The sequence below is a fragment of the Rhodococcus sp. WMMA185 genome, from assembly GCF_001767395.1.
GTDB lineage: Bacteria > Actinomycetota > Actinomycetes > Mycobacteriales > Mycobacteriaceae > Rhodococcus_F.
On sequence record NZ_CP017014.1, the window covers coordinates 967,261 to 993,371 of the forward strand.

General features: G+C 64.3%; 27 protein-coding genes. 11 read left to right on the plus strand and 16 right to left on the minus strand.

The features are described from left to right. Window positions 1-66 precede the first annotated feature (66 nt). Window positions 67-822 (plus strand): hypothetical protein, encoded by a 756-nt coding sequence (locus tag BFN03_RS04270; protein WP_070377971.1) that lies wholly within the window; start codon window positions 67-69, stop codon window positions 820-822. A 173-nt stretch (window positions 823-995) separates the two neighbouring features. Continuing rightward, the gene (locus BFN03_RS04275; RefSeq protein WP_157109557.1) at window positions 996-1,745 is read left to right on the plus strand and encodes a hypothetical protein; all 750 of its coding nucleotides are present in this window, start codon (window positions 996-998) and stop codon (window positions 1,743-1,745) included. 70 nt (window positions 1,746-1,815) lie between these two features. Here BFN03_RS04275 and BFN03_RS04280 read toward each other — a convergent pair whose 3' ends face one another. Then, complete coding sequence (locus tag BFN03_RS04280; RefSeq protein WP_070380603.1) at window positions 1,816-2,751, minus strand: SDR family oxidoreductase; 936 nt, start codon at window positions 2,749-2,751, stop codon at window positions 1,816-1,818. Between the two features lie 231 nt (window positions 2,752-2,982). Beyond that, the gene (locus BFN03_RS04285; RefSeq protein ID WP_070377973.1) at window positions 2,983-3,939 is read right to left on the minus strand and encodes an NAD-dependent epimerase/dehydratase family protein; all 957 of its coding nucleotides are present in this window, start codon (window positions 3,937-3,939) and stop codon (window positions 2,983-2,985) included. A gap of 66 nt (window positions 3,940-4,005) precedes the next feature. Here BFN03_RS04285 and BFN03_RS04290 point away from each other — a divergent pair, with 66 nt between their 5' ends. Further along, the gene (locus tag BFN03_RS04290; protein ID WP_070377974.1) at window positions 4,006-4,617 is read left to right on the plus strand and encodes a TetR/AcrR family transcriptional regulator; all 612 of its coding nucleotides are present in this window, start codon (window positions 4,006-4,008) and stop codon (window positions 4,615-4,617) included. Window positions 4,618-4,655: 38 nt separating this feature from the next. Beyond that, window positions 4,656-5,192: a DUF1707 and DUF2154 domain-containing protein gene (locus tag BFN03_RS04295; RefSeq protein ID WP_070377975.1), complete on the plus strand. Its 537-nt coding sequence runs from the start codon at window positions 4,656-4,658 to the stop codon at window positions 5,190-5,192. Here BFN03_RS04295 and BFN03_RS04300 read toward each other — a convergent pair. Together BFN03_RS04300 and amaB are read right to left on the minus strand one after the other, a co-directional pair. Then, window positions 5,189-6,193 (minus strand): acyl-CoA dehydrogenase family protein, encoded by a 1,005-nt coding sequence (locus BFN03_RS04300; protein WP_084385488.1) that lies wholly within the window; start codon window positions 6,191-6,193, stop codon window positions 5,189-5,191. The two genes, BFN03_RS04295 and BFN03_RS04300, sit on opposite strands and share 4 nt — an antisense overlap. A gap of 30 nt (window positions 6,194-6,223) precedes the next feature. After that, window positions 6,224-7,747, minus strand: a complete 1,524-nt coding sequence (gene amaB, locus BFN03_RS04305) for an L-piperidine-6-carboxylate dehydrogenase (protein ID WP_070377976.1) — start codon at window positions 7,745-7,747, stop codon at window positions 6,224-6,226. An 84-nt stretch (window positions 7,748-7,831) separates the two neighbouring features. Between amaB and BFN03_RS04310 the strand changes: the two genes are divergently transcribed. The 3 genes from BFN03_RS04310 (at window position 7,832) to BFN03_RS04320 (ending at window position 10,489) form a co-directional block, all read left to right on the plus strand. Next, window positions 7,832-8,296 (plus strand): Lrp/AsnC family transcriptional regulator, encoded by a 465-nt coding sequence (locus BFN03_RS04310; RefSeq protein ID WP_070377977.1) that lies wholly within the window; start codon window positions 7,832-7,834, stop codon window positions 8,294-8,296. A 64-nt stretch (window positions 8,297-8,360) separates the two neighbouring features. Continuing rightward, the gene (gene lat / locus BFN03_RS04315; protein WP_070377978.1) at window positions 8,361-9,704 is read left to right on the plus strand and encodes an L-lysine 6-transaminase; all 1,344 of its coding nucleotides are present in this window, start codon (window positions 8,361-8,363) and stop codon (window positions 9,702-9,704) included. Beyond that, window positions 9,701-10,489, plus strand: coding sequence for a tyrosine-protein phosphatase (locus tag BFN03_RS04320; RefSeq protein ID WP_070377979.1), 789 nt, complete (start codon window positions 9,701-9,703; stop codon window positions 10,487-10,489). Before lat ends, BFN03_RS04320 begins: the two co-directional genes overlap by 4 nt. Here BFN03_RS04320 and BFN03_RS04325 read toward each other — a convergent pair. From BFN03_RS04325 to BFN03_RS04365, 9 genes are all read right to left on the minus strand, one after another. Next, window positions 10,453-10,791 carry a hypothetical protein gene (locus BFN03_RS04325; protein WP_070377980.1) on the minus strand — a complete coding sequence of 113 codons (339 nt, stop codon included), beginning with the start codon at window positions 10,789-10,791 and terminating at the stop codon, window positions 10,453-10,455. The two genes, BFN03_RS04320 and BFN03_RS04325, sit on opposite strands and share 37 nt — an antisense overlap. After that, window positions 10,788-11,126 (minus strand): hypothetical protein, encoded by a 339-nt coding sequence (locus BFN03_RS04330; protein ID WP_070377981.1) that lies wholly within the window; start codon window positions 11,124-11,126, stop codon window positions 10,788-10,790. The genes BFN03_RS04325 and BFN03_RS04330 overlap by 4 nt, the downstream gene beginning before the upstream one ends. Before the next feature lies 1 nt (window position 11,127). Further along, entirely contained in the window at window positions 11,128-11,514 is a 387-nt protein-coding gene (locus tag BFN03_RS04335) for a DUF1707 SHOCT-like domain-containing protein (protein ID WP_070377982.1), read from the minus strand. Window positions 11,515-11,595: 81 nt separating this feature from the next. Next, the gene (locus BFN03_RS04340) at window positions 11,596-13,383 is read right to left on the minus strand and encodes an acetyl/propionyl/methylcrotonyl-CoA carboxylase subunit alpha (RefSeq protein WP_070380605.1); all 1,788 of its coding nucleotides are present in this window, start codon (window positions 13,381-13,383) and stop codon (window positions 11,596-11,598) included. Between the two features lie 129 nt (window positions 13,384-13,512). Continuing rightward, window positions 13,513-14,889 carry a condensation domain-containing protein gene (locus tag BFN03_RS04345; RefSeq protein ID WP_070377983.1) on the minus strand — a complete coding sequence of 459 codons (1,377 nt, stop codon included), beginning with the start codon at window positions 14,887-14,889 and terminating at the stop codon, window positions 13,513-13,515. Between the two features lie 21 nt (window positions 14,890-14,910). Next, window positions 14,911-15,327 (minus strand): SufE family protein, encoded by a 417-nt coding sequence (locus tag BFN03_RS04350; protein WP_070377984.1) that lies wholly within the window; start codon window positions 15,325-15,327, stop codon window positions 14,911-14,913. After that, a complete protein-coding gene (locus tag BFN03_RS04355) occupies window positions 15,324-16,223 on the minus strand; it encodes a sulfurtransferase (protein ID WP_070377985.1) in 900 nt (299 codons plus the stop codon). The genes BFN03_RS04350 and BFN03_RS04355 overlap by 4 nt, the downstream gene beginning before the upstream one ends. Window positions 16,224-16,360: 137 nt before the next feature. Continuing rightward, the gene (locus BFN03_RS04360; RefSeq protein WP_070377986.1) at window positions 16,361-17,803 is read right to left on the minus strand and encodes a condensation domain-containing protein; all 1,443 of its coding nucleotides are present in this window, start codon (window positions 17,801-17,803) and stop codon (window positions 16,361-16,363) included. Between the two features lie 3 nt (window positions 17,804-17,806). Next, window positions 17,807-19,324 (minus strand): condensation domain-containing protein, encoded by a 1,518-nt coding sequence (locus BFN03_RS04365; protein ID WP_070377987.1) that lies wholly within the window; start codon window positions 19,322-19,324, stop codon window positions 17,807-17,809. A gap of 260 nt (window positions 19,325-19,584) precedes the next feature. On the opposite strand from BFN03_RS04365, the gene BFN03_RS04370 reads away from it, so the two are divergent. Continuing rightward, the gene (locus tag BFN03_RS04370) at window positions 19,585-21,375 is read left to right on the plus strand and encodes an MFS transporter (protein WP_084385489.1); all 1,791 of its coding nucleotides are present in this window, start codon (window positions 19,585-19,587) and stop codon (window positions 21,373-21,375) included. Here BFN03_RS04370 and BFN03_RS04375 read toward each other — a convergent pair. Genes BFN03_RS04375 through BFN03_RS04385 form a run of 3 tightly spaced genes read right to left on the minus strand, consistent with a single transcriptional unit; the run spans window position 21,301 to window position 23,988 of the window. Further along, window positions 21,301-21,945, minus strand: coding sequence for a Maf family protein (locus BFN03_RS04375; protein WP_070377988.1), 645 nt, complete (start codon window positions 21,943-21,945; stop codon window positions 21,301-21,303). The genes BFN03_RS04370 and BFN03_RS04375 overlap by 75 nt on opposite strands. A gap of 34 nt (window positions 21,946-21,979) precedes the next feature. Further along, window positions 21,980-22,351, minus strand: a complete 372-nt coding sequence (locus tag BFN03_RS04380) for an acyl-CoA carboxylase subunit epsilon (RefSeq protein WP_070377989.1) — start codon at window positions 22,349-22,351, stop codon at window positions 21,980-21,982. Then, the gene (locus BFN03_RS04385; RefSeq protein ID WP_070377990.1) at window positions 22,348-23,988 is read right to left on the minus strand and encodes an acyl-CoA carboxylase subunit beta; all 1,641 of its coding nucleotides are present in this window, start codon (window positions 23,986-23,988) and stop codon (window positions 22,348-22,350) included. Before BFN03_RS04385 ends, BFN03_RS04380 begins: the two co-directional genes overlap by 4 nt. Window positions 23,989-24,104: 116 nt before the next feature. On the opposite strand from BFN03_RS04385, the gene BFN03_RS04390 reads away from it, so the two are divergent. From BFN03_RS04390 to BFN03_RS04400, 3 genes are read left to right on the plus strand one after another with little or no spacing between them, the layout of a single operon-like run. Then, window positions 24,105-24,944 carry a biotin--[acetyl-CoA-carboxylase] ligase gene (locus BFN03_RS04390; protein ID WP_070380606.1) on the plus strand — a complete coding sequence of 280 codons (840 nt, stop codon included), beginning with the start codon at window positions 24,105-24,107 and terminating at the stop codon, window positions 24,942-24,944. Window positions 24,945-24,969: 25 nt separating this feature from the next. Then, complete coding sequence (locus tag BFN03_RS04395) at window positions 24,970-25,527, plus strand: HdeD family acid-resistance protein (protein WP_070377991.1); 558 nt, start codon at window positions 24,970-24,972, stop codon at window positions 25,525-25,527. A 12-nt stretch (window positions 25,528-25,539) separates the two neighbouring features. After that, the gene (locus BFN03_RS04400) at window positions 25,540-26,097 is read left to right on the plus strand and encodes a PH domain-containing protein (protein ID WP_070377992.1); all 558 of its coding nucleotides are present in this window, start codon (window positions 25,540-25,542) and stop codon (window positions 26,095-26,097) included. Window positions 26,098-26,111 lie beyond the last annotated feature (14 nt).

The following is a 26,111-nucleotide window of genomic DNA, read 5'->3' on the forward strand; positions in this document are numbered from 1 at the left end:
CTCTGACGGTACGGTTCTTACCGTTGGCGTCCAGGAAGTCTCATCCTCAACCTAGGAGAAGACGACGTGCGTAACAGAACCAGGAGTATTGTCGCAGCACTCTCGGCCCTCACACTGGCTACCGCCGCGGGTGGGGTCGCGTCCGCCCAAGGATTGTTCGGAAGTGCCGGTGAGGTCGGAAGTTCAGGAATCCTAGGAAGTCTTGGTGACTTCGGGTCTTTGGGCAGTCTCGGGAAGCCCACGATCCCCGGAGATGGCACCTTCCCCGTCGGCAACGGGTTCGACGGCACCGTCAAACCGGGCATCTATCAGAACCCCGGCCTCCCGGACGTGACCTGCCAATGGGAGCGCACCAGCCCCCTGATCTTTGGATTTTCCAGATTCACCAGCCCCCTGCCGCCGTACCAGTTCGCAACGGCGGTGATCATCGAACCCACCGACACCGAATTCGAGACGAACGACTGCGCAGAGTGGAAGTGGGTTGCGCCGGTGCCGCAGTCGACGCGGTCGGCTGGGTCGACGGGATCGGCCGGCAGCTTCGAGAAGCCCACCATTCCCGGCAACGGCACCTTCGACCCGAGTGCGGGTGAGGTCGAACCGGGTATCTACCAGAACCCCGGGATCACTGACCTGAGCTGTGAGTGGGAGCGAGTAGGGCCGAACTTCGAAACAGGTTACGAACTCGATCCAGCACCCGGCCAACAGGTGGCGTCGGCGGTGATCATCGAACCCACCGACACCGAATTCACCACGACCGACTGCGCAGAGTGGGAGTGGGTTGCCCCGGTCCCGGGCTCGACCGGGTCGCTGGGTTCGTCCTAGCCGAGGTCTGCACGGCCGGGATGGGGCACTCCTCGCTGGGTGCGCTCCATCCCGGCCCGTCCGATCCCCGGCTCCGACACGTGCGGTGTCTTGCGGGCTGACAGCGGATTGAGACTGTACGGTTTCACCGTTGGCGTCCAGGAAGTCTCATCCTCAATCTAGGAGAAGACGACGTGCGTAACGGAATCAGGAGCATTATCGCAACACTCTCAGCCCTTACACTGGCTACCACCGCGGGTGGGGTCGCGTCCGCCCAAGGATTGTTCGGAAGCGCCGGTGAGTTCGGAAGTCTTGGAGGGTTTGGAAGCCTCGGTGACTTCGGGTCGTCGGGCAGCCTCGGGAAGCCCACCATTCCGGGAAACGGTGGTTTCTTCGACGTGGGTAACGGGTTGGACGGCACCGTCAAGCCGGGCATCTACCAGAATCCCGGACTGCCGGACGAGGGCTGCAGTTGGGGGCGCACAGGACCGGCGATCGCATTTGAGAACGAGTTTCAATTCCTCAATATCCCCTTTCAGTTCGCAAGTGCGGCGATCATTGAACCCACCGACACCACCTTCAGCACGTTCGGTTGCGCAGACTGGAAGTGGGTCGCCCCCGTGCCGCATTCGACGGGATCGGCTGGGTCGGCTGGCAGCCTTGGGAAGCCCACCATTCCCGGCGACGGCAGTTTCGACCCGAGTGCCGGTGACGTCGAGCCGGGGATCTACCAGAACCCGGGAATCATCGACCAGGGCTGTGCATGGGAACGGGAAGGGCCGAACTTCGAGCTAGGTTCCGAATTCGTGCCGAACCCTGGCGAGCAGGTGGCGTCGGCGGTGATCATCGAACCGACTGACACCGACTTCACCACGGCCGACTGCGCAGAGTGGAAGTGGGTTGCCCCGATCCCGGGCTCGACGGGATCGCTGGGTTCGTCATAGGAGAGGTCTATCCGTCCGAGAGGGGACACGCCTCGTGTCGGCGTGCCCCTCTCGGCTACAGCGGGGTCGCCTATATTCCGGTGCCGAACTCGACACCGGCGGCCTCGAGGGGCTCCCGCAGATCGTCTAGCTTGATCCAGTCGTGAATCCAGGTCGGTGACTCGATCGGATTGTCCAGTAGACGCTTCACTACCTCGGCGGTGAGAACCGCCGTTGCCCGGTACAGGCCATGACCTGCAGCCCAGTGGCATTGTCCAGTGTCGCCATACGCCGCGACAACCCAGCCGCTACCGCCGGGCATGTCGGGGATTATCGTCGCGAGTCGCGGAATCAATGTGAACGCGGCCAGCTTGACGGTGGCAAGTCGCGAGTCGAGTCGTAGGTAGCTGCGTACCGGGACGCCGAGGTCTGCGGTGAGCTTGTTCTGGTCGCCGAAGTCTGTTCGCAGCGCCGGGAATCGCGCATATCCCGCCTGCGCGGGAAGCTTGAAAAGCTTGGGGCGGGTGTAGTTCCGCACCTGCGATCCGTCCGGGTCCGTGAAGCTCTTGCCGCTCAGCCCGTCGAAGAACTCCGCGGATGCCGGCCCACCCAGCTCGCCCGCCCCGAACCCGATCACCACGTCCACTGGCCCACCGCCCCGAGCTGCCTCGACAGCGAGCAGGGTGGTCAGCCCGGGCGCGATCCCAGCGCAGAGCAGGATCGGGCCATCCACTTGCTCGAGTTGCTGGAAGTAGTTGTAGTCGGAGGCGATGTCCGTGAACGCGATCCCTCGCGTGGCGGCCGCCGCCGCCACGGTGGGATCCTCGATGCCGGAGCAGTTCACCACTACGGACACCCCGTCCAAACCGGCCGACAGGGATGAGGGGTCGGATAGGTCGATCACCCGGTCCGCGCGCGCCCGGTTCCGGCCCGCCGCCAGCGCTTCGACGCCCGCTGCCCGCAGTATTTTGACCAGGTGCTTTCCCGCTGCCCCGGACCCACCGAGGACCAACACCGATTCCGTCATCCCGACCGCCTCCGAGCGCACCAGAGGATAACTCCGGTGCGAATTCTAGACCTCGGCTTCAGGACGTGACAACGGCGAGTGAGGACCACCGAGTGAGGGCTACAAGACGCCGACGCGGCGCGGCAGAAGATCCTGAACCCTACCCGCACCCGCTCACTATGGGGGAGCCCTGCGAGCACGATTGAGCGACTTGGGAGTGGGTTGCCCTTGTCCCAGCTCGAACGGGCTCGCCTACTCGGCCGTCACGGATAGTCCGGTTCCGAACTCGACACCAGCATCCTCGAGGGGCTCGCGCAGATCGCCGAGTTTGATCCAGTCGTGTATCCAGATCGGTGATTCGATCGGATCGCGCAGCAGCCGCTGCACAATTTCCGCGACGATGGCCGCCGTCGCTCGGCACTGGCCGTGGCCGGTGGCCCAGTGGCATTGCCCGGAGCCGCCATGCGCCGCGACTACCCAGCCGTCACCGCCGGGCATGTCACCGTCCGGCAGCAGCGCCGCGAGCCGCGGGACCCATGTAAGCGCGGCCAGCCCGACCGTGGCAAGCCGGGAGTCGAGCCGCAGGTAGCTGCGGACCGGCACCCCGAGGTCGGCGGTGAGCCGGTGCTGATCACCAAAGTCCGCTCGCAGTGACGGGAAGCGCGGGTATCTCGCTTGCGCGGGAAGCTCGAAACTCTTGGGGCGGGTGTAGTTCCGCACCTGCGATCCGTCCGGGTCGGTGAAACGCTTGCCGAACAGACCGTATGTGAACTCCGTGGATGCCGGCCCGCCGCCCTCGCCTGCCCCGAACCCGATCGCCACATCCACCGGTCCGCCGCCGCGGGCTGCCTCGACAGCGAGCAGGGTGGTCAGCCCGGGCGCGATTCCGACACCGAGCAGAACCGGACCATCTACCTGCTCGAGGTGCTGCAGGTACTCGTAGGTGGAGGTGATGTCCATGAACGGGATCCCTCGCGCGGCTGCGGTCGCAGCAACGGCGGGGTCCTCGGTGCCAGAGCAGTTCACGACCACGGATACCCCGTCCAACCCGGTGGACAAGGAGGTGGGATCCGTCAGGTCGATCACCCGGTCCGCGCGCGCCGGGTCGCGGCCCGCTGCCAGCGCCCCGACCCCCGCCGCCCGCAGATTCTCGACCAGGTGCTTTCCGACCGCGCCGTATCCACCGAGGACCAACACCGATTCCGTCATTCCGCCCGCCTTTCAGGGAACTAGAGTAATACTCTAGTGCGTCACTCTAGAGTTAGACTTCAGGACGTGGCAACACCCAGTGAGGACGACAAGACGCCGGCACGTCAGAAGATCCTGACCGCCGCCCGCACCCTGTTCACCACGACCGGCTATGCATCGACCACGATGAAGGCCATCGCCGCCGAGGCGAGCGTTGCCGTACAGACGGTGTACTTCGTGTTCGGAAACAAGCGCAGCGTGCTCGAAGCCCTGCTCGACGTCTCCATTGCCGGCGACGACGAGCCGACTCCGACGCTGACGAGACCGTGGGTTGCCGAGGCGCTCTCGGAACCGGACCCACTGACCCAGTTGCGCATTCAGGTACACGGTGCGCGGCTGATACTCGATCGGGCAGCGCCTGTATTGCTCGCGGTGCGGGCCGCTGCTGGAGCGGATCCTGAAGTCGCACAACTGTGGGCGAGCACCTGCGAGCACCACGAAATGGTGCTCCGGCATCTGACGACCGCTCTCGCCGGCAAGGTCGATCACCTCGACATCGACCGGACTATCGACGTGGGGCTGGCACTGCTGACCCCCGAGACCCATATCCTGCTCATCGACGAGCGGGGCTGGAGCCCAGAGGAATACGAGACCTGGGTGGTCGGCGTGCTTGCCCGCACGGCGGGTCTCCGTGTCTAAGCGGCACCCGCGGTGGAACGGTCGGCTACAGTCTCGCTATGACTGCCGCACGAGACAGCCACGAAATCGATCGACTCCGTGAATCCGCACAAGCCCGCCTCGAAAAGGCCGTCGGAGATGGCCGGCTGACCCTCGAGGAGTACTCGCAGCAGGCCGCGATCGTGTGGTCACGCGACGTCAGTGTCGAGGTTCTGAGCGGGTTGGCCCCCGTTGATGCACCAGTGGCGCCGGTATCGCAACCTCAATCGACCATTGTCGGAATCTTCGGCGACATCAAGCGTTCCGGTCGCTGGTCACTTGCCGTGAAGACGCTGGTAATGCTCGTGTTCGGGGATGTGAAGCTCAATCTCGGAACGGCGGTGATCGGTGCTCGGGTCTCTACGATCACCCTCTTCTCGGTGTTCGGGGACAGCACCGTCATCGTTCCGAAGGGCGTGTTCGTCGACTTGGCCGGGTTCAATCTGTTCGGTGACCGCGAACTCGATGCCGGTGCACAAGCCCCTGGTCCCGGTGCGCCGATTATCCGGGTCGTGTCGTACTCGCTCTTCGGTGACCTGCAGGTGCGCACCCGCTAGTCGCGGCTGAGCCGTTCGAGCAGTGCCGTCTTGATCGCTGGTCGGCCGAATGCGACCAGAGTGAACGTGGCCTCGCGCATGAGGCGTTCGGCCGTGTTCCCGGCGATGAGCGACGAACTGCCCTTTGCGGTGACCAGGGCCGATGCGGTGCGGATGGCGAGTTCCGATGTGCGTGCTCGTGCTTCGGCCATATCCGCGCGTCCATCGAGGGCCGCATCCAGCTCATGGCGCGCCCGTGCCGCCTTCACTCTGTACGGATCGGCATCGACGCCGAGAGCCTCGAGTTCGGTGATGGCACGGCGCGTGAGGCCCATGGCCATGCACGCATTTCTCCAGGAAGCCAATAGTTGGCTGTTCATGAACTCCTCTGGGGTGATGATGGTGCTCACGAGGTCTCGGGACACAGCCACCCCGTCGAACTGCAAACGCACGGTGTTGGAGCCGCGCGCAGCGATCAGCGGCAGGAACTCCGCGGTCAGGCCACGGCGCGGCTTGGCGGGAATGAGCACGTTCACGATGGAGTCGTCGGACTTGTCGCGCGCCGACACCTGGATCACGTCGACGATGCCCCACCCGGTGACGAACGGCGAGACCCCGTCGAGCACGTATCCGTCGTCGACACGGCGGGCCCACAGCAGCGGTGGCACCGGAATCGCGCCGGCCATCGAGACACCCGCGCGGGTGGTGCCGGCGACCAGGCCCTCGAGATACCGGTCGCGCAACTGCGAGTTGGGAGAGCGGGAAAGCCCCTTGACTGCACCGAAATGCTGGAGCCACGTGAAGGTCGTGGCTAGGCACCCACCGCCGAGCGTCTCGTATACCTCGACGAGTCCGGACGGCGTTACATCGGCCTCGTCGGCCACGGCGAGACCGTAGAGGCCGCCCGCGGCGAGAGCCTCGAAATGGCTGTCCGGGATCTGACCTTCGGCGTCGACACGGTTGGCAACCGGGAAAAGGATGTTGTCGGCGATCTCGTGCGCCATCTCGGTCCAGTTCGTCACCTCCTCGAGGATAGCGCGCGGCCGGATCCGTCAGGTGAACTCGACACCCTGGGCAAGCGGTAGTTCGTCGGAGTAGTTGACGGTGTTGGTGGCCCGGCGCATATAGGCCTTCCATGCGTCGGAACCGGATTCACGGCCGCCGCCGGTCTCCTTCTCGCCGCCGAATGCGCCACCGATTTCGGCGCCAGAAGTGCCGATGTTGACGTTCGCGATACCGCAGTCCGAACCGTCGGAGGAGAGGAACCGCTCGGCTTCGCGCTGATCCGTCGTGAAGATAGCGGACGAAAGTCCTTGCGGCACAGCGTTGTGCAGTGCGATCGCTTCGTCGAAATCGTTGTAGGTGAGGACGTAGAGGATGGGGGCGAAGGTCTCTTCCTGAACCACCGACGTCTGTGCGGGCATGCGCACCAACGCCGGCGAGACGTAGTAGCCGCCATCGCCGCACTCGATGTTGCGCTCACCCCCGCACACCACGGTTCCGCCGTCTGCCCGCGCCTTGTCCAAGGCGCTCTGCATCGCGTCGTAGGCGACCTTGTTCACCAGCGGGCCGACAAGGACACCGTCCTCGAACGGGTTTCCGACCTTCAGCTGGTTGTATGCAGAAGCGACGCGTTCCACCACGTCGTCGGCGACCGAATCGTGCACGATCAGCCGGCGCAGCGACGTGCAGCGCTGGCCTGCCGTACCCGCCGCCGAGAAGACGATGCCCCGAATGGCGAGATCGAGGTCGGCCGACGGGGCAACGATCGCGGCGTTGTTGCCTCCGAGTTCGAGCAGGCACTTGCCGAATCGGGCGGCAACCCGCGGCCCCACGGTACGTCCCATGCGCACCGATCCGGTAGCGCTGACGAGAGCGACTCGCGGGTCGTCCACGAGCTGTTCACCCACATCCGCCGAACCCTGGATCAGTGCGTGGATTCCGGCGGGCGCACCGACGTCGCGAGCGGCCCGGGCGAGCAGTGCGTCGCAGGCTGTGGCGGTCAACGGGGTTTGGTCGGACGGCTTCCAGACGACCGTGTCGCCGCACACCAGTGCTATGGCGGTGTTCCAGGACCACACCGCGACGGGGAAATTGAACGCGGAGATCACTCCGACGACCCCCAGCGGGTGCCAGGTCTCCATCAGACGGTGCCCGGGCCGCTCCGATGCCATCGTCTTGCCGTACAGCTGACGCGACAGTCCGACCGCGAACTCGCAGATGTCGATCATCTCCTGCACTTCGCCCAGTGCCTCCGACGGGATCTTGCCCGCTTCGAGGGTGACGAGCTCGGCCAGATCATCTTTGTGCTCGGAAAGCAGCTGCCCTAGCCGGCGAACGACGGCGCCGCGCTGGGGTGCGGGCACCGCCCGCCAGCGTACGAAGGCTTCGTGCGCCGCCGTGATCGCTCGATCGACGTCGTCCGCACTGCTCGTTGCGACAGTGCGCAATTCGGTGCCGGTGATCGGTGTGCGCGCGACGAGCGCACCTCCAGCGTCGCCGAGGTCGGCACCACACCTGACCAGTGCTTCCTCGGTGCGTCGACGTAGAGCCTCGGGGGCGGGAAGGTTCACCATGATGTCCTCTCTCGGGTGTGGTGAGGTGGTGCGGTGCTTCGACGTTTCAACCATCATGCACCGCGGCTGGGTTAATCTGCGCTGGTGGTGGAATCTTCTCGCGGCGACACAACACAACCCTCTCTCGACGACATCGATCGGGTCCTGATGCGGGAACTGGTCGCAGACGGTCGGGCGACCCTGGCGACCCTGGCGGACAAGTCGGGGCTGTCGATCTCCGCGGTGCAGACGAGGGTGCGCAGGCTCGAGGCGCGGAACGTGATTCGCGGGTACTCCGCGAAGGTCGATCCGGATGCGCTCGGGCGCGGCCTTTCTGCGTTCGTCGCCATCACCCCTCTCGATCCGTCGCAACCCGACGATGCGCCCGCTCGCTTGCAACACCTATCCGAAATCGAGGAGTGTCACTCCGTGGCAGGGGATGAGAGCTATGTGCTGCTCGTTCGCGTCTCGTCACCGCTGGCGCTCGAACACCTCTTGCAGGAGATTCGTGCCACCGCCAACGTACACACCCGCAGCACTATCATCCTGCAAACATTCTATGAAAAGTGATCTTCTGCCGTATATCTTGTGGAAGGTCGGGCGCTTGCCAGGAAGTTTGACGTAATATTCCTGTATGAGTACCGCAATTCGACCCTCCGGAAGTGAAGGCGGGCTCCCCGCGAGCCGAGTGCTCGGCCTGCTGCGCGAACATATCCTCGTCGACGGTTTCGATCTGGTGCTCGACCTGGAACGTTCGCGCGGGACGCGCCTTGTCGACCAGCGGGACGGCACGACCTATCTGGACATGTTCGGGTTCTTTGCCTCGTCGGCTTTGGGGATGAACCATCCCGAACTCGTCGGCGACGATGCGTTCCGCTGCGAACTGGCGGCGGCGGCGATCAACAAGCCGAGCAACTCGGACATCTACACCGTCCCGATGGCGCGATTCGTCGAGACGTTCGCTCGTGTTCTCGGGGATCCCGCATTGCCGCACCTCTTCTTCGTGGACGGCGGCGCACTTGCGGTCGAGAACGCGCTCAAGGTTGCCTTTGACTGGAAGAGCAGACGCAACGAACGCCGGGGACTCGACCCGGCACTCGGGACGAAGGTTCTCCACCTGACCGAGGCGTTCCATGGGCGCAGTGGTTACACCATGTCGCTTACCAACACCGAACCGGGCAAGGTTGCCCGATTCCCCAAGTTCGATTGGCCGCGCATCGACGCTCCTTACCTTGCCGACGGTCGAGACGTAGAAGAGGCCGAGCGTCGCGCGCTCGATCAGGCGCGGCGCGCATTCGCCGAGAACCCCGCGGACATAGCATGTTTCATTGCGGAGCCGATCCAGGGGGAGGGTGGCGACCATCACTTCCGTCCGGAGTTCTTCCAGGCGATGGAAGTCATGTGTCACGAAAATGACGCCCTGTTCGTGTTCGACGAGGTGCAGACCGGGTGCGGTCTGACCGGCACCGCGTGGGCCTATCAACAAATGGGTGTGCATCCCGACGTGGTGGCCTTCGGCAAGAAGACGCAGGTCTGCGGAATCATGGCGGGCGGGCGCGTCGACGAGGTCTCGGACAACGTCTTTGCCGTCAGTTCGCGAATCAATTCCACCTGGGGTGGAAACCTCACCGATATGGTTCGGTCCCGGCGGATCCTCGAAGTGATCGAGCAGGATCGACTAGTCGATCGGGCGAGGCTGACCGGAGCTCACCTCCTGCGGCGACTGCGGGAACTCTCACTCTCCCATCCTGACGTCACCGAGCCGAGAGGGCGTGGCCTGATGTGTGCGATCACGCTCCCGACGGCGCAAAGACGGGACCGTGTGGTTGCGCGACTGCGTGAGCGCGAACACGTACTGATTCTGCCGACCGGTAAGCGCGGGATCAGGTTCCGGCCTCCCCTGACGGTGACGGAGGCCGACCTCGATGCCGTGGTGGATGCATTGGCTCGTGTGCTTGACGGTACCGTCGACGCATGACACCGATTCCGCTCACGTCCGTACCCAACCTTCGAGACGTCGGTGGCATCCGAACACAAGACGGTGCGAAGGTGCGCTCGGGTGTCTATTACCGCTCGACCGATCTGAGTCGGCTCGTGGACTCAGACATGGCCATGCTCGCCAACCTCGGAATCCGGACGGTATACGACCTGCGTACCGCGAGCGAGCGTGAGGCGGCGCCCGACGTACTTCCCGAGGGGGCTCACGCCGTCGCGCTGGACGTGCTCGCCGACAAGGGGATACGGTCTGTCCCCGCGAAATTGCTCCAGGTGATGACCGATCCGACGATCGCCGAGCGTGAACTCGGGGGCGGACGTGCCATCGAGTACTTCGAAGGCAGCTACCGAGACTTCGTGCTGATGCCGAGTGCGGTGTCGTCGTACCGGGAACTGTTCGAGGGTCTCGCATCGACCGGCGACACACCAGTTCTCGTGCACTGCACCACGGGCAAGGACCGAACAGGGTGGGCCACGGCGGCGCTGCTTTTGCTTCTCGGTGTCAGCGAAGAGGACGTTTTTCACGACTACTTGCTGACCAACGAATTGCTGCTCCCGGCACTGTCCGGTGTGTTCGAAGCCTTCGTCGAGGCCGGTGGGGACCGGGAGTTGCTCGAACCGGTGCTCGGGGTCCGGAGGCAGTATCTGGAGGTGTCCTTGGCCGCTGTGCGGGAACGGCACGGAACCATCGAGAACTACTTCAGCGACGGCCTCGGACTCGACTCGAGGGTTCAGGCTCTGCTGCGCGAGCGCATGATTGCGGACTGAGCGGTCAACCCGATCGCCACACCCACGACATCGGCGAAGAGGTCCCACAGCGAACCCTGCCGTCCGATCGGCAGTACTCCTTGCAGTATTTCGGTGATCGCACCGAACGCGGCGAGCCAGAGCACCGTAATCTGCGGCGTCATGCGCGCATACCTAGAGGCGACCGCGAGGGCTGCGAACAAGAGTGCGTGGACGACCTTGTCGGCATGTTCGGGTCCCGACGGTGTCGCCGAAGCCGGAGAAAGCAGCATGACCAGTGCCACTACGGTGAGCGCCGTCACCGGAATCCATCGTGTCCTCATCTGTGGACCGTCAACCCCAGAGCGCCTTCCGCAAAGCGTTGCACGGCATCGGATCCGGCCTCCAGTGCGTCGTGGTGGCCAGTGCGAGCCCAGCCCGACAGCCTGGCCGACTCAGCGGACGGTGTGAGTCCGACCTCGGCTAGCAGCTCACCGGTATTGGGCTGACAGATCGCCCACGAATAGTGCTCGTCGCTCAACCACTGTGCGGCGCGGCGCGTTACGTACTCGGCGTCGTCGATTCCGCCGTCAGTGAGTGCGGGCCGATCGTCCACCCGCTCGTCGGCGCGTAGTGCGCGCAGATACCAGCCGCCGGCATTGATTTCGACAGGCTCCACGTCAGCCACCCGTGCGGTTGTCGCGGGTGCCGAAGAGGATCGCTCCCGCAGCGGGAATCATCAGGAAGAACAACCAGCTGTTGTCTATCGGGACGACGAAGAACAGCACGAGGGCGAGGAACGGCGTCAACGACATCACGACACCACGCCAGTTCTGATCGGCGGCTGTGCCGGGGGCTTCCGCCCTAGCGGGCGTGTCGGGTGTGGTCTCGGGAAGGTCGGTGAACACACGGTCGAGTTCGCCGCGTGTCGTCGCGTTCGTCACCGCGAGACTGCGTCCGTCGAACTCGGGGACCGTCAAACGGCCCGCCGCCAAATGATCGCTCAGCCGTTTCAGCGCCTGCTCGCGTTCGGCAGTGCCGATACGGATCTCGGGAGTATCAGACATATCGGACAGACTACTGTGGCGCTTGTCATCCGGCGAAAATGACAAGCGCCACAGAGCCTCCGAGTGTGGCCGCCGAGTGTGCTACTTCAGTTCCGCGAGAACGGTGCCCTGCGTGATGGCAGCGCCGGGCTCGACCGTAAGGCCCGTGACGGTCCCGGCCTTGTGAGCGTTGACGGGGTTTTCCATTTTCATCGCTTCGAGGACGGCGATGAGGTCGCCTTCGGCGACTTCCTGTCCTTCCTCGACGGCAACCTTGACCACGGTGCCCTGCATGGGCGCGGTGACGGCGTCACCGGATGCGGCCCCGCCGGCCCCACCACCACGGGTACGGGGCGTCGGCTTCTTGCGAACGGCACCCTGGCCGCCACCGCTCGTGCCGAGGGTGAACTGCCCGGGCAGAGAGACCTCGACCCGTCGGCCGCCGACCTCGACAACCACATTCTGCCTCGGAAGAGCCTCGTCCTCGTCGGCGGATTGACCATCGGTGAAGGGCTCGATGTGGTTTTCCCAGTCGTTCTCGATCCACTTGGTGTAAACGTCGAAGCTCTTCCCGTCGCCGATGAACGCGGGGTGCTCGACGATGGCCCGGTGGAACGGGATCACCGTCGCCAAGCCCTCGACGTGGAACTCGGCCAGGGCCCGGCGGGCGCGGGCAAGAGCCTGGTCGCGGGTGGCGCCCGAAACGATCAGTTTGGCCAGCATGGAGTCGAACTGCCCGCCGATCACGCTGCCGGATTCGACGCCGGAGTCCATCCGGACCCCGGGGCCGGTGGGCGGGACGAATTTGGTGACCGGGCCGGGGGCGGGCAGGAACCCGCGTCCGGCGTCCTCACCGTTGATGCGGAACTCGAATGAGTGCCCACGCGGGGTGGGGTCCTCGGTGATGTCGAGGCGCTCGCCGTTGGCGATCTTGAATTGCTCGAGCACCAGGTCGAGGCCGGAGGTCTCCTCGGTGACCGGATGCTCGACCTGCAGGCGGGTGTTGACCTCGAGGAAGGAGATGGTGTCGCCCTGCACCAAGTATTCGACGGTGCCGGCGCCGTAATAGCCGGACTCTCGGCAGATGGCCTTTGCGCTCGAGTGGATGCGGGCTCGCTGTTCGTCGGTCAGGAAGGGCGCCGGGGCCTCCTCGACCAGCTTCTGGAAGCGGCGTTGCAGGGAGCAGTCGCGGGTGCCTGCAACGATCACATTGCCGTGCTTGTCCGCGATGACCTGGGCCTCTACGTGGCGAGCCTTGTCCAGGTACTGCTCGACGAAGCACTCGCCGCGTCCGAACGCCGCGACCGCTTCGCGGGTGGCGGAGTCGAACAGTTCGGGGATCTCTTCGATGGTATGGGCGACCTTCATCCCGCGGCCTCCGCCGCCGAACGCGGCTTTGATGGCGACGGGAACACCAAACTCTTTCGCGAAGGCTACAACCTCGTCGGCGCTGCCCACCGGCTCCTTGGTGCCTGCGGCCATCGGAGCCTTCGCTCTCTCGGCGATGTGGCGGGCCGTGACTTTGTCACCGAGGTCGCGGATGGACTGAGGGGAGGGGCCGATCCAGTTGAGGCCGGCATCGATAACGGCCTGCGCGAAGTCCGCGTTCTCGGAAAGGAAGCCGTAACCAGGGTGGATCGCGTCGGCACCGGACTTGCGCGCGGCATCGAGGATCTTGTCGAACACCAGATAGGATTCCGCGGAGGTCTGGCCCCCCAGGGCGAATGCCTCGTCGGCCAAGCGCACGAATGGCGCGTTCGCGTCGGGTTCGGCATACACGGCGACGCTGGCGAGCCCGGCATCGGCGGCGGCCCGGATCACCCGCACTGCAATCTCACCGCGGTTCGCGACGAGAACCTTCGTGATGTGCGTGCTGGTTTGACTGGGCACTGAGCCTCCTGATGTTCGCGTGGCCGATTCCGTGGTGATTCCCGGAGTATTGCCAGCGGTCGGTTTGGGGATCACAACGGATTCTAAGCACTTAATCGATCCGCGCGGTCACCGGATCGCGTTTTCCAATCAGGACTGGCTGATGCTGCCAAACCCTACTGGTAGGTAGCTGGTTGAAACCTGATCCAGGTGTCGGCGGAGCGCCGCGACCCAGGTGTGCACATTCGCGGAAGCGATGTCGTTGCCGGGATAGCGGACCGCGAGATTCACTCCCTGGGGGGTCCGGTTGATCCACGCGTAGACGTCGTGGGTGTACTGCCTGCTCCGCAGTGCCCGAGCGTTGCGTTGGGGCCAGCTCCCTGATTCCGGTACGAACCTGACATCCATGTACGACACGACGAAGCGGGGCCTGGCGGGGGTGCCCAGTTCGTTTCCAATGCGATCGAACGGTACGACCGAAACCGGTTTTGTGCGGGACAGGCTCGCGTCCGCCTCACGTGCAACTGCGCCGAAGTCGCTGGATCGGACCTCGAAGTCGATCGGACTCAGGCTGACGAACCATCCGAGTGCGGATGTCCATTGCGGAGCACGCCTGGTGTGGACCGGGGTGATCGTCCGGAAACGTTGCTGACCAGCTACTTCCACGCCAGCTAGGCCGAGGCATGCGAGCAGGCCGGGAAAGAAGCCTACCTCCGCTTCGCTGCATGCCCGGTTGAACGCGGCAGCCTGGTCGGCGTCGAGGATCCAGGCAGAGAGGTTCTGCTGGGGGAGCTGGGTGCGCGGACCGATATCGAGCGGGAACTCGGGCGGTCCGGATTCCTCGAGGGTGGAACGCCAAAGGTCGAGCGCCTTGCGCTCGGCCTCGGGATCGGTGGAGGCCTCCCGCTCTTCGTGACCGAAATCTATGTAGCTGCCGACGGGGAACAGATCGACCGTGCGGCCGGAAACGGACTCCTCGTACAGAGCGGACAATTCGTGGGCGACCAGCACGATCGAATACCCGTCGATGATCGAATGATCCGCTGCGAAGAACACGATGAATCGATCGCGTTCGACGATTTCGAGGGTCGCGAAGACGTACGACGGCCAACTGTGCGGCGAGGCGTACTCGTCGAACAGTTGCTGCAGGTGCGCGAAGTTGTCTCCTCCCGCGGCGTCGTATCCGTGGCTCACGACTCCGACATGCAGGCCGCCACGGGGCACGGTGTATCGCCGCACGAGCTCGGTCTCTGCATCCAAGGTCGTGTGCGACCGCAGCACTTCATGGCGGTCGGTCCACTTCTCGAGGGCCGACCGGAATGCGTCGGCGTCGAGGGCACCCGGGATCTCGAAGGCGGTGCCCAGCCACGATTCTCGGCTACCTGACTTTGCGGTCCGGCGAAGGTGTGCTTCGTGGACATAGGAGGCCGGCCGCGGATCGTCCACCCAGTCGGACTGGGCGCAGAGCAACCATTCGGTGAGCGCACCGACCGGGACGGGATAGTCGGCGAGTTCAGTGAATTCCATCAGTGCGTTGTCGAACCCTGACTAGTCTTGGAGATGGCGTTTGATTCGCGCGAGCATTGCGGACATGCCGCGCAGGCGCAGCGGACTGACGGCGTCCGCGAGACCGAGTGCGGAGTAGAAATCATCCGGAACATCGAGAATTGTTGCGGCACTGTGTCCGTCGAGTCCCTGATGCAGGATCGAAGCGAACCCCCGCGTGGTCGGCGCCTCCGGGGGTGCGCTGAAGTGCAGTCGCACGTGCGCCGGATCGGAGTCGTCTACCGACATGAAGAGCGGGGACTGGCACTCGGGTACCGGTTCCATCGCATCCTTCTCGAGTTCGGCAGGGAGCGGTGCCAATTCGCGGCTGAACTCGAGAAGGAGCTGTAGCTTGTCGGAGCCGTCGACCGCAGCGAAATCATCGACGATCTCGGCAAGGGAATCGGGCAGTCCGGTCATGACGATGCGCCGGGAACGTCGCCGGGCTCCTCGCCCTTGACGATGGGAACGCGCACCATGTTGCCCCACTCTGTCCACGAGCCGTCGTAGTTGCGGACGTTCGGGTAACCGAGCAGATAGGTGAGAACGAACCAGGTGTGGCTCGAACGCTCACCGATTCGGCAATACGCGACGATGTCGTCGTCGGCGGAAACCCCGCCGTAGATCTCGTTCAGCTCGCTGCGTGAGCGGAAGCGGCTGTCGGGGGCGGCGGCTTTGGCCCACGGAATGGACTGCGCGCTCGGAATGTGACCCCCGCGAAGAGCGCCCTCTTCCGGGTAGTCGGGCATGTGGGTGCGTTCTCCGGTGTACTCCTGGGGTGAGCGCACGTCGATCAGCGGACCCCTGCCGAGGTGAGCGAGGACGTCGTCCTTGAAGGCGCGGATGGGAGCGTCGTTGCGCTCGACCACCGGGTAGTCGGTGGGGGTTGTCACGGGAACGTCGAACGCGGTGGCCCGATCTTCGGCGATCCAGGCATCGCGGCCGCCGTCGAGGAGTCGGACGTCTTCGTGTCCGAACAGGGTGAACACCCAGAGTGCGTACGCCGCCCACCAGTTGCTCTTGTCGCCGTAGATGACGACTGTGTCGTCACGGCTGATTCCCTTGCGGCTCATCAGGTCGGCGAACTGCTTGCCGTTGATGTAGTCGCGGGTCACGGGGTCATTGAGGTCGAGGTGCCAGTCGATCTTCACTGCACCTGGAATGTGCCCGACATCGTAGAGGAGCACGTCCTCGTCCGACTCCACCACCTTGAGGCCGGGCGCGCCCAGATTCGCGGAGAGCCACTCTGTCGACACGAGCCGACCGGGGTTGGCGTAGTCGGCAAAGGACTTGGTGGGATCGGGTGCTACGGGCACGGGTGGGCTCCTGGTACAGATGTGGTGCGGACGGTAATGATTCTATGCGGACGCCGCGCCCTCATTCGACCCGCGTTCGCGCGCACGCTCCGCGGGCATCGAGCCACTTGGCCCGGTGCCCGCGTAGCAGCCGGAGACTACACGACCGGAGTGCCCTCCAGGTTCAGCTGATTGGTGAGTTCCGCGATCGGGGTGACGCCCTGTTCGCAGATTTCTCGCAAGATCTGCTCCAACCGTACGAGGAACTCCGTGACCGCCAGTCGCGCCGTCGGGGTCTCGGGGAACCGCGAGCGCAGCGCGAGCCCCCGGTGAGTACGTGAGATCCAGAACTGGGCATCGTCGGCGACCGTCACGTTGCTGATGTGGTGAGCGTTCAACTCGACGTGATCTTCCGTGCCGGGCAACCTGCGGTAGTCGATGTAGGACACCATGAATACATCTGTGCGGGTTCTGCGGTACCCGTCGCCGAGTGCCTCACGTACCTGAGCCATCGATACTCCCTTGAGCGTCAAAGCAGTCCGGAAGGAGGCGTGAGTGTGGGCGAGTGAAGACTGGAAGTCACCGTCCGGCGTCAACTCGACGGTCAACGGTGCGCTGGTCGTGAGCCATCCGATCGCGTTGGACCACTGAGGATCCTGTCGGATATGCAATGGGAACTGCAACGGCATCCGGGAGACACCGTTGATCGACTGCACGGCCATGCCCATCGCGGTGAGCGCGCCGGTGAACAGACTGCCGCCCGACTCGAGGCATATTTCCTCGAAGCGCTCGGTGTCGGCGGCATCGAGGAGGGGACGGACGTCGGCGCCCTGGGGTGCCGGATGGCCCCCTTCGACGCCAAGATCGATCGGGAAACTCGGTGCGGTACCGCCGCAGCGCTCGTAGAACCGTGCCCACTCGCGCACACGTGGGTCACTGAGGGCGGTTACGGGTGCGTCGGCCTCGAGTTCGCAGTACCGCAGGAAGCTTCCCGGATCGCCGAACTCCCTGGTCAGATCTTCCTCGGTAACCTCCGCGGAATCGCCGAGCATGACCAGTTTCTCGTAGATCTGGCGAAGTTCGCCCAACGCGATGACCAGCGAGTAGCCGTCGACGAGCGTGTGGTCGAACGCACTGATCACGGTGTAATGCGAATCGCGCTCGACGGTGGCGAACAGATAGGCGGGAAAGGTCAGCGGATCGCAGGCCAGGGTGAAGCGTGAGCGCAGATGATCGCGAAGTTCGTCCGGCGACGATGTCGTGACGGGCTCGGACGAAGAGACGGTGATGTCTTCGGGGTCGAGGTCGACGCGCTGCATGTAGTCCGCGCTCACGTCGAAACCGGATTGCAGTGTGTCGTGGCGTCGGATGAAGTGCACCAGCGCCTGTCGGAGAGCTTTGTGATCGAGTTGACCGGGCAGATCGAAAGCTGCTGCCATCCAGACGCTTCGACCCATGCCGTGCGTACGTGCGGTGTCGAGATGGAACTGTTGATTGTAGGACGGCGGTATCACGGACCGAGAGACCGCACCGGGCGCGACGGACCATTCCGTCACCGTGCCGGGTTCGAGCATGTACCGATCGATAGATGTGACGTGCACTACTTAAACCCCTGTGGCGTTGGCGGCTGTCAAGCTTGCCGGTTTTGAGGAGGACAACGCAAAGTCACCATCGCGGGCAACAGTTTTGATGATCGTTCTCAGTTGGTCGGCATACGTCGCGACCGATCGGTGTGCCTCCTCTGTGTCGGGGTGCGAGATCGCGATCCACGTGCCCTCGAGGACGCGGTTGATCCAGATCGATGCGATCTGTGTGGCCTTTCCGCCCACGATCATGGTTGCCCGGGTGGATACGTAGTCTTCGGTTTGCGGCAGTCTGCGTCCGTCGATGTACGACACGATCGGCGGTGGCGTCAGCGTTGTAGGTTGCGCGACCGCATTGCGGCCCCCGTGCGCGAGGACCGTCTCGATCACCTGCTGCACCGATACCTGGCCGAGCGACTTGCCGGAGTGGTAGGCCTCCTGGGCGCGCTGGGCGAGGTCGGTGAACGTGGTGGAGTCGCTGAGTTCGAATCCGACCGGAATGAGATTGATGAACCATCCCTGAGACCACTCGAACCGTGGGTCGTTGCGGGTGCCGACGGGCGACAGCGCAATGTATCGCTCGCGTCCGACGAGTTCGTGCTCGGTGATGGCGAGGGCCGCGAACATTCCTCCGATGAAGTTGGAACCATTCGCCTTGCAGACGGCTCCGAAGCGCTCGCACTCGTCGGCGTCGGCAAGGTCGAAGCGGCTGCCGATGGCCGGTTTGGGGGCATCTGAGGCGCCCAGATCAAGAGGAAAGCTCGGGAATGTTCCACCGTTACGGGAGAGATGGCCTATCCAGCCCTGCACCTCGGGGGAGGCGAGGGTCAGCGCGGCCGCTCTCTCACGCTCGAGCCGGCTGTACTCGACGTAGCTTCCCGGGGCGGGTAGTTCGGGTTCGGTACCGGCGAGTTCGGCCTCGTAGATCGTCCGAGTCTCGGCAAACATCAAGACCAGCGACTGCAGGTCGCTGTGTGCGTGATCAACCGCGTGGTAGAGGGTGAAGCTGTCGCCGGCGACGCTGGGTTGCGTCGTGTCGTAGTGCTCGATGACGCCGAACACGAACGAAGGCCAGCCCAGCGCGCTCGTGTCGTTCGCGAATCGCGCGGCGACGTGGTCTCGGACTTGCTCGGGCGAGTCGAAGATCTCGCCCACGTGCGCGGCGAACTCGATGTCATCGCTGGGCACCACGTGCCGCCGAATGCGATTGGAAGGGTCTGTCGGGTCAGCCTCGGGGTCCTCGAACGAGAACCAGCTGTGCAGCGTGTCGTGACGCAGGATGTAACGCTCGAGTGTCCGCGTCATGGCTTCGGTGTCGAGCCTGCCCGGGAAGTCGAACGCAATGCCGATCCACGGTGACTGCGGCTCGCCCTTGTTCGCAGTCTGTTGCGCCCGCCGCAGGTGCCGTTCCTGCATCGTGGTGGGCAGTGCCGGATCGACAGGGGCCTCTGCGGCCGCGCGTGCGCTCGCGTCGGTGGCCCTCCACTCGACGACCCTTCCAGACTCTGGAATCCAATGGGTGATCAAGTTCAAGTCCATCGATCGGCTCCCGGGGTGTGAATATCAATATTTGCGGGTTCGGTCAGGTGTGGCTTGGGCTTCACGCAACAGCATGAGGCTTCGAGCGCTTCGCCGGTAGGAGTAAAGAGAAGTAAAGGTGTGAGAATGAGTACAGGTTAGATTCGGCACAGTCAAGTATTCGGGACTGAAGGAGTGCAGCCCGACGGCCTACTGTATATTCCGGCGCTCGTAATCCATCCCCCGCCTTCGCAACTGCGGGTTGCCGCTAACCTGTGCGGATGCCTGCAACTCTGCGTGACGCGCCCGTGAGCGGCGAACTCGGAAAATGGGTCCCGTGGCTCGGCTTGGCGACGAGTCTTGCCGCGGTGTTCATGCAACTGCTCGACGCCACCATCGTCAACGTCGCCCTGCCCAGCATTGCGTTCGATCTAGGCGCATCAGTTTCTGCACAGCTATTGATGGTCAGCGTCTACACGTTGTCCTTTGCCTGTTCGCTGATCACTGCGGCGCGGCTGGGAGACCTGCTCGGCAGGCGCCGGGTCTTTCTGACCGCGTTGGCCGTGTTCGTAGTTGCGTCCCTGCTCTGTGGGCTCGCTCAGTCGCCCATGGCTCTCGTCCTGGCCCGGGTGTTGCAAGGTCTCGCGGCGGGCTCTATGTCGGCCCAGACGTTCGCGATCATCTCGAGCCTGTTCCCTAAACGCCTCCATGCCCGCGTCCTCGGCATCTACGGAGCAACCATCGGGTTAGCCACAATCTCCGGGCCGTTGGTCGGTGGCCTTCTCATCGAGTGGAATCTCTACGACTGGGGTTGGCGGCTGATCTTCTTCGTCAATCTTCCGCTCGGCATTGCCGCCCTGATACTCGGGTACTTTCACCTCGTCGATGCGAAACCGGAGGAAGTCCGGCGACTAGACCTCGGCGGCGCCGTCCTGTCGGCGGTGGGGCTGTTCCTGCTCATCTTCCCACTCGCCGAGGGGCGCGAGCGTGGATGGCCCACCCCGATGGTGGTGATGCTGGTCTGTTCGGTGCCTGTGCTGATCGGGTTCGTCGTCTACGAATACCGGCTCGGTCGCCGCGGTGGTGACCCAGTCCTGCGCCTCGAGTTGTTCAGCGACCGCGCCTTCGCGTTGGGAGCTGCGATCGCGTTCGTGTTTTTCGGAACCCTCACGTCGTTGATCTTCACCATCTCCTTGACCCTGCAGTTCGGATTTGGCTTCTCGGCGTTGCGGGCGGGCGTGATGACGCTGCCATGGGCGTTGGGGACAGGTCTCGCCGCGTTGGTTTCGTCGATTGTGTATCGGCGCATCGGCAACCTCGTCCTGCCCCTGGGGATGCTTCTGTTCGGCGGCTCCCTCATCGTGCTGGCTGCTCTGTTGCAGCACGAGGGCACCGACCCACGATGGTCTGTGCTTGCCGGACCGCTGTTCGTGGGGGGTGCGGGTCTCGGATTGTTTGTCGCACCGCTCCAGACGGCGATCCTCGCGACGGTCGAGCCGCGGAACGCCGGATCGGTGTCAGGCCTGCTTCCGACCGTCCAGCAGGTGGGCAGTTCGATCGGACTCGCAGTGATCGGCGTCGTGTTCTTCAACCTCGTCGCATCCCAGTCGACGGCCGCGGTCCAGGCGGAAAGGCCTGCATTGACGGCTCAGCTCGCGGATGCCGGCGTGCCGTCCGCTCTGATTCCGCGCGCGGAGGAGACGTTCGTGCGTTGTGCAACCGAGCAACTCGGCTCGACCTCGCCGATGAAGGTGCCTGAGGAATGCCGCTCCCTGGGATCTGGCGGGGCGGCGCTCGGTGCGTCGGGGCAACTGATCGCGGACTCGGCGGTAGTCGCCGCCACGGAATCGACACGCAACGCGGCCGGTGAGGCGTTCCTACAGGCCGAACGCAGGATTCTCTGGATCATCGCTGCGGTTGCGGCCGCAATCGGTGTGGCATCGCTGACGTTGCCCCGCCGGAACCCATCGGTCGAGGACGAATCGGTCGAGGACGAATCAGTCGACGCGGTCCGATACCGCCCACAGATCGGCGACACCGACTCCGACTTGCTCGAGCAAGGTCCGCAATAGGGGTAGGCCGATCCCGATCACACTGGAGGGATCGCCCTCGATCCGGTCGACGAACCACCCACCGAGGCTGTCGATGGTGAACGCACCCGCGACCTGGAGGGGTTCGCCGGTCGCCAGATACGCCTCGAGGTCTGAGTGGGCGGGATTCGCGAAGTGGACGACGGTCGCGCTCTGATCGTGCACATCGGCTACCACCGAGTTGTTCACGAGTCGAAGAACACTGTGTCCCGTCAACAGGGTTGCACTGCGTCCGGCCATCGACGACCAGCGATCCCGCGCCACCTCGACACTGTGCGGTTTGCCCTGCAGTGATCCGTCGATCAACAGCATGGAGTCGCACCCGACGACCACCGCATCCGAGATCTTCTCCCGCGCCAGGGCGGGAAGTACGTCTTTGGCCTTGGCGCGGGCCAGTTCGGTGACAACGTGTTCGGGGGCCGCATCGGTACCGAGCGCCGCGATGACCGCGTCCTCGTCGACTCCCGAGACACGCACGATCGGCTCGACCCCTGCGCTACGCAGCACAGCCAGCCGCGCAGGGGAAGCAGAGGCGAGGACGAAGGAAATCACCGGTTGCTGATCAGTGCCGGCACGTCGCAGCGCTTCATGGTCGCAGCGCCGGCACGCTGGTGAACGAGTAGGGCGAGAACGGAATTCTGACCCGGTGCATCGAGGTCGGGGCGCCCCAGTTTTCCGGGGGGAGGTTCGAAGCCGGATCGGTGCTGCCGGACGCGGCCATCGCCGAGAGCACCGCGACCAGTGCCGCGACCTCCTCGGGGGAAGGAGAGCCCTTGACTACCTTCAGAAACGTCTCGCCGCTGTCCACTGAACCATTCTCGCTGCCGCTCGGCAGGTCCACGAGTGCGCTGTCGGCCTGGGTTGCATCAGCTGCGAAACCGTCGACTGACTGCGCCACGGTGTCCGCCGCGTCCGAATCGGTCTCGGGGGTCCCGAGTTCTTCGGTGATGGCTGTCATAGTGGGATGTTCCCATGCTTCTTGGGCGGAAGTGTGACCATTTTGCGTTCCAGCAGGCGCAGGGCAGCCACGATCTGTCCGCGGGTGTGGGACGGGGGGATGACGGCGTCGACGTAGCCGCGCTCGGCTGCGACGTACGGGTTGACCAGGGTGTCCTCGTATTCCTGCTGCAGCTGCAAGCGGAGGGCGTCAACGTCCTCGCCGTTCTCGGCGGCTTCGATGAGGCGTTTGCGGTAGACGAACCCTACAGCACCAGAGGCGCCCATGACGGCGATCTGGGCGGTCGGCCAGGCCAGATTCACGTCGGCTCCCATGTGCTTCGAGCCCATCACGTCGTAGGCGCCGCCGTAGGCCTTGCGGGTGATGACCGTGATCTTGCCGACGGTGGCCTCACCGTAGGCGTAAAGCAGTTTCGCACCACGGCGAATGATGCCGTCGTATTCCTGATCTGTTCCGGGCAGGAATCCGGGAACGTCGACGAGGGTGATGATGGGAACGTTGAACGCGTCGCAGGTCCGCACGAAGCGCGCGGCCTTCTCGGAGGCGTCGATGTCGAGACATCCGGCGAAGACAGTGGGCTGGTTGGCAACGATACCCACGGAGCGGCCGTCGACACGGCCGAAGCCGACGACGATGTTGCCGGCTCGTCCGGCCTGTACTTCGAGGAATTCGTCGTTGTCGAGGATGCGGCGAATCACCTCGTGCATGTCGTAGGGCTGATTCGCGGAGTCCGGGATCAGGCTGTCGAGTTCGAGGTCTTCAGCAGTGAGGGAATCTTCGATGCCACCGGTCATCGGGTCGGACGGGGGCATGTGGGGGGCTGCGGCCTGGTTGTTCGAAGGAAGATACGACAGCAGGTCCTTGACGTAGCCGAGGGCATCGTGCTCGTCGGAGGCGACGTAGTGGGCAACCCCGGACTTCACCATGTGGGTGTGTGCGCCACCGAGATCCTCCATCGTGACGTCTTCTCCGGTGACCGTCTTGATGACGTCGGGACCGGTCACGAACATCTGGGAGGCCTGGTCGACCATGACGACGAAGTCGGTGAGGGCGGGGGAGTAGACGTGGCCGCCGGCCGCAGGGCCCATGATCAGAGAGATCTGCGGGATCACGCCGGAGGCGCGGACGTTGCGGTGGAAGATCTCGCCGTACAGACCCAGGGAGACCACGCCCTCCTGGATGCGGGCGCCGGCGCCCTCGTTGATACCGATCAGCGGTCGGCCCGACTTCACTGCGAGGTCCATGACTTTGACGATTTTCTCGCCGTAGATCTCGCCGAGGGAGCCACCGAAGACCGTCGCGTCCTGGGAGAACACACAGACGTTGCGGCCGTCGATGGTGCCGTAGCCGGTGACGACGCCGTCACCGAGGGGGCGATTGTCAGCTAGGCCGAAGTTGACGCTGCGATGGCGGGCGAGGGCGTCGAGCTCGACGAACGAGCCCTCGTCGAGCAGAGCGGTGATGCGCTCACGGGCAGTCAGCTTGCCCTTGGCGTGAACCTTGTCGGCCGCGGCCTTTCCGCTCGGGTACAGTGCCTCGGCCTGACGATTACGCAGGTCGGCGAGCTTCCCCGCCGTCGTGTGAATATCGGGCCCGGTTGCCGAATCCGGCGCGCTCGGCTCCTGAACAGTGGTCATGACAGGTCAGCTTAACGAGAGCGGGCAAGTCCCTGACAAGGGAGGTGGTCAGGCGGCGGGTCGACCAGACCCGGCTACTGACCAGTACCTTTCGGCGAGCGTTCTAGGCTGTGATGATGTGGACTGACCTGAACCGGCCCCCTCTCTGTGCTGACAATCTTCGCGCGGCACTTGTGCGCGGCGACGAAGACAGCGATCCGCGCAAGTTCTGGGCGCGACTGGATGTCGTGCAGGAGACCGGGTCCACGAATGCCGACCTTCTCGATCGTGCAGCTCGATCGGAATGCGACCGGCACGTGTTGCTGGCGGAGTTCCAGGGAAGCGGCCGCGGTCGGCACTCGCGGGTCTGGGTGAGTCCGCCGCAGGCGCAAATCGCGGTTTCGGTGCTGCTGACGATGCCCGGGATGAGCGTGGGTGCGATGGGCTGGCTGCCGCTGCTCACAGGTGTCGCCGTGGTCGACTCACTACGTGATGTCGCGAAGGTAGCCGCCGAAATGAAGTGGCCGAACGACGTGCTGATCGACGGCCGTAAGGTTGCCGGGATTCTCGCCGAGGTCGCCACGACGACGCCGGATCCCAAGGTGGTGGTCGGGATCGGGCTCAACGTGAGCCTCACGCGAGAGGAACTTCCAGTCGAACATGCCACGTCCCTCGTGCTCGAAGACGCAGAGGTCAGCGACCGGGACACCCTGGTGCGTGCCGTTTTGCGCGCGATCGCCCACCGCTGGCAGCAGTGGCACGACTCGAATTGGGATGTTGCCGATCTCGCCGAGGCGTACCGCGCCCGCTGTGGAACTCTCGGCCGCCGCGTACGGGTCGAACTACCCGGTGGCCGTGAACTGAGCGGGGTCGCAACCGACGTCGATCGGGAGGGCCGCCTGGTGATCACGCCGGACGGTCAAGGCGAACCGGTCTCCGTTTCCGCAGGTGATATCACGCATTTGCGCCCGGTGTGAATCGAGCGGTGCGACACTGAGGGGTATGAGTACCTCAACTCCCGAGTCGGTTGAAATATCTGCCCGGCGCACGTTGACCGGTCTCACCGTAGCGCTCGGCCTGCTCACCCTCGGCGTCGGTATCGCGGTTCTCGTCTGGCCGCAAGTCACCCTCACCGTGCTGGCCGTGCTGATCGCAATTCAGTTCTTTGCGTTCGGCATCGCCTCGATCATCCGTGCTTTTGCCGACATCGACGCCGGCGGAACGAGGCGGACGCTCGTGGGCGTATCCGGAGCCCTGGCAATACTCGTAGGGTTCCTCGTGTTGCGGAGTCCCCTGCAGACCGTCGTGATCATCGCGCTCGTGGTAGGTGCGTGGTGGGTGTTCCGGGGTGTGCTCGACATCGTCGACGGCGCCTCGGGCTCGACGGCGGATCGCGGCCTGAGCATCACGCTCGGCGTGATCAGTGTGGTCGCGGGCGCCATCGTGCTGTTGCAGCCCGAACTGTCGCTCGGGGTGTTCGTGATCGTGGTCGGCGTGTGGATGGTGCTGTACGGCATCATCATCACCATCAGCCCGATCGTGCTCAGCCGCATGCGATAAGCTCACCGCTCGATGGGATATCCCGAGGACGCTCTCGCTTCGGACGAGGAACTTCTACTTCACAGTCATCCGCACTGGAAAATACTGCTGCTCCCAGCCCTGATCTTGTTGGCGGCGACGGCTGCGGCGGGGTTTGCGGCCGGAGTCGCGGAAAAGGAACTCGACGACTCCTCGTTGAACATGGTTCGCGTTGTCCTCCTCGTGCTGTGGCTGGCCGTCGTCACATGGCGCACCCTGCCGCCATTTCTCAGATGGAAATCCACGCACTTCGTCGTCACCGACCGGCGCGTGCTCGTTCGCGAGGGCGTGGTCACGCATGTCGGAATCGATATTCCGATGGGACGCATCAGCAACGTCCAGTTCCGGCACGGACTGCTCGACAGACTGCTGCGTACCGGGACGCTGGTCATCGTCTCATCCTCCGACGACCCCCTGGAGTTCGACGACATACCTAATATCCAGCGCGTTCACTCGTTGCTCTATTACCAGGTATTTGACGCTGTAGACCCCCACCGCGAACACGACTACGACGACCTGCGAGGCGAGGTCGAAACCGGCAAAGACCGATAATCGGACACAGTAGC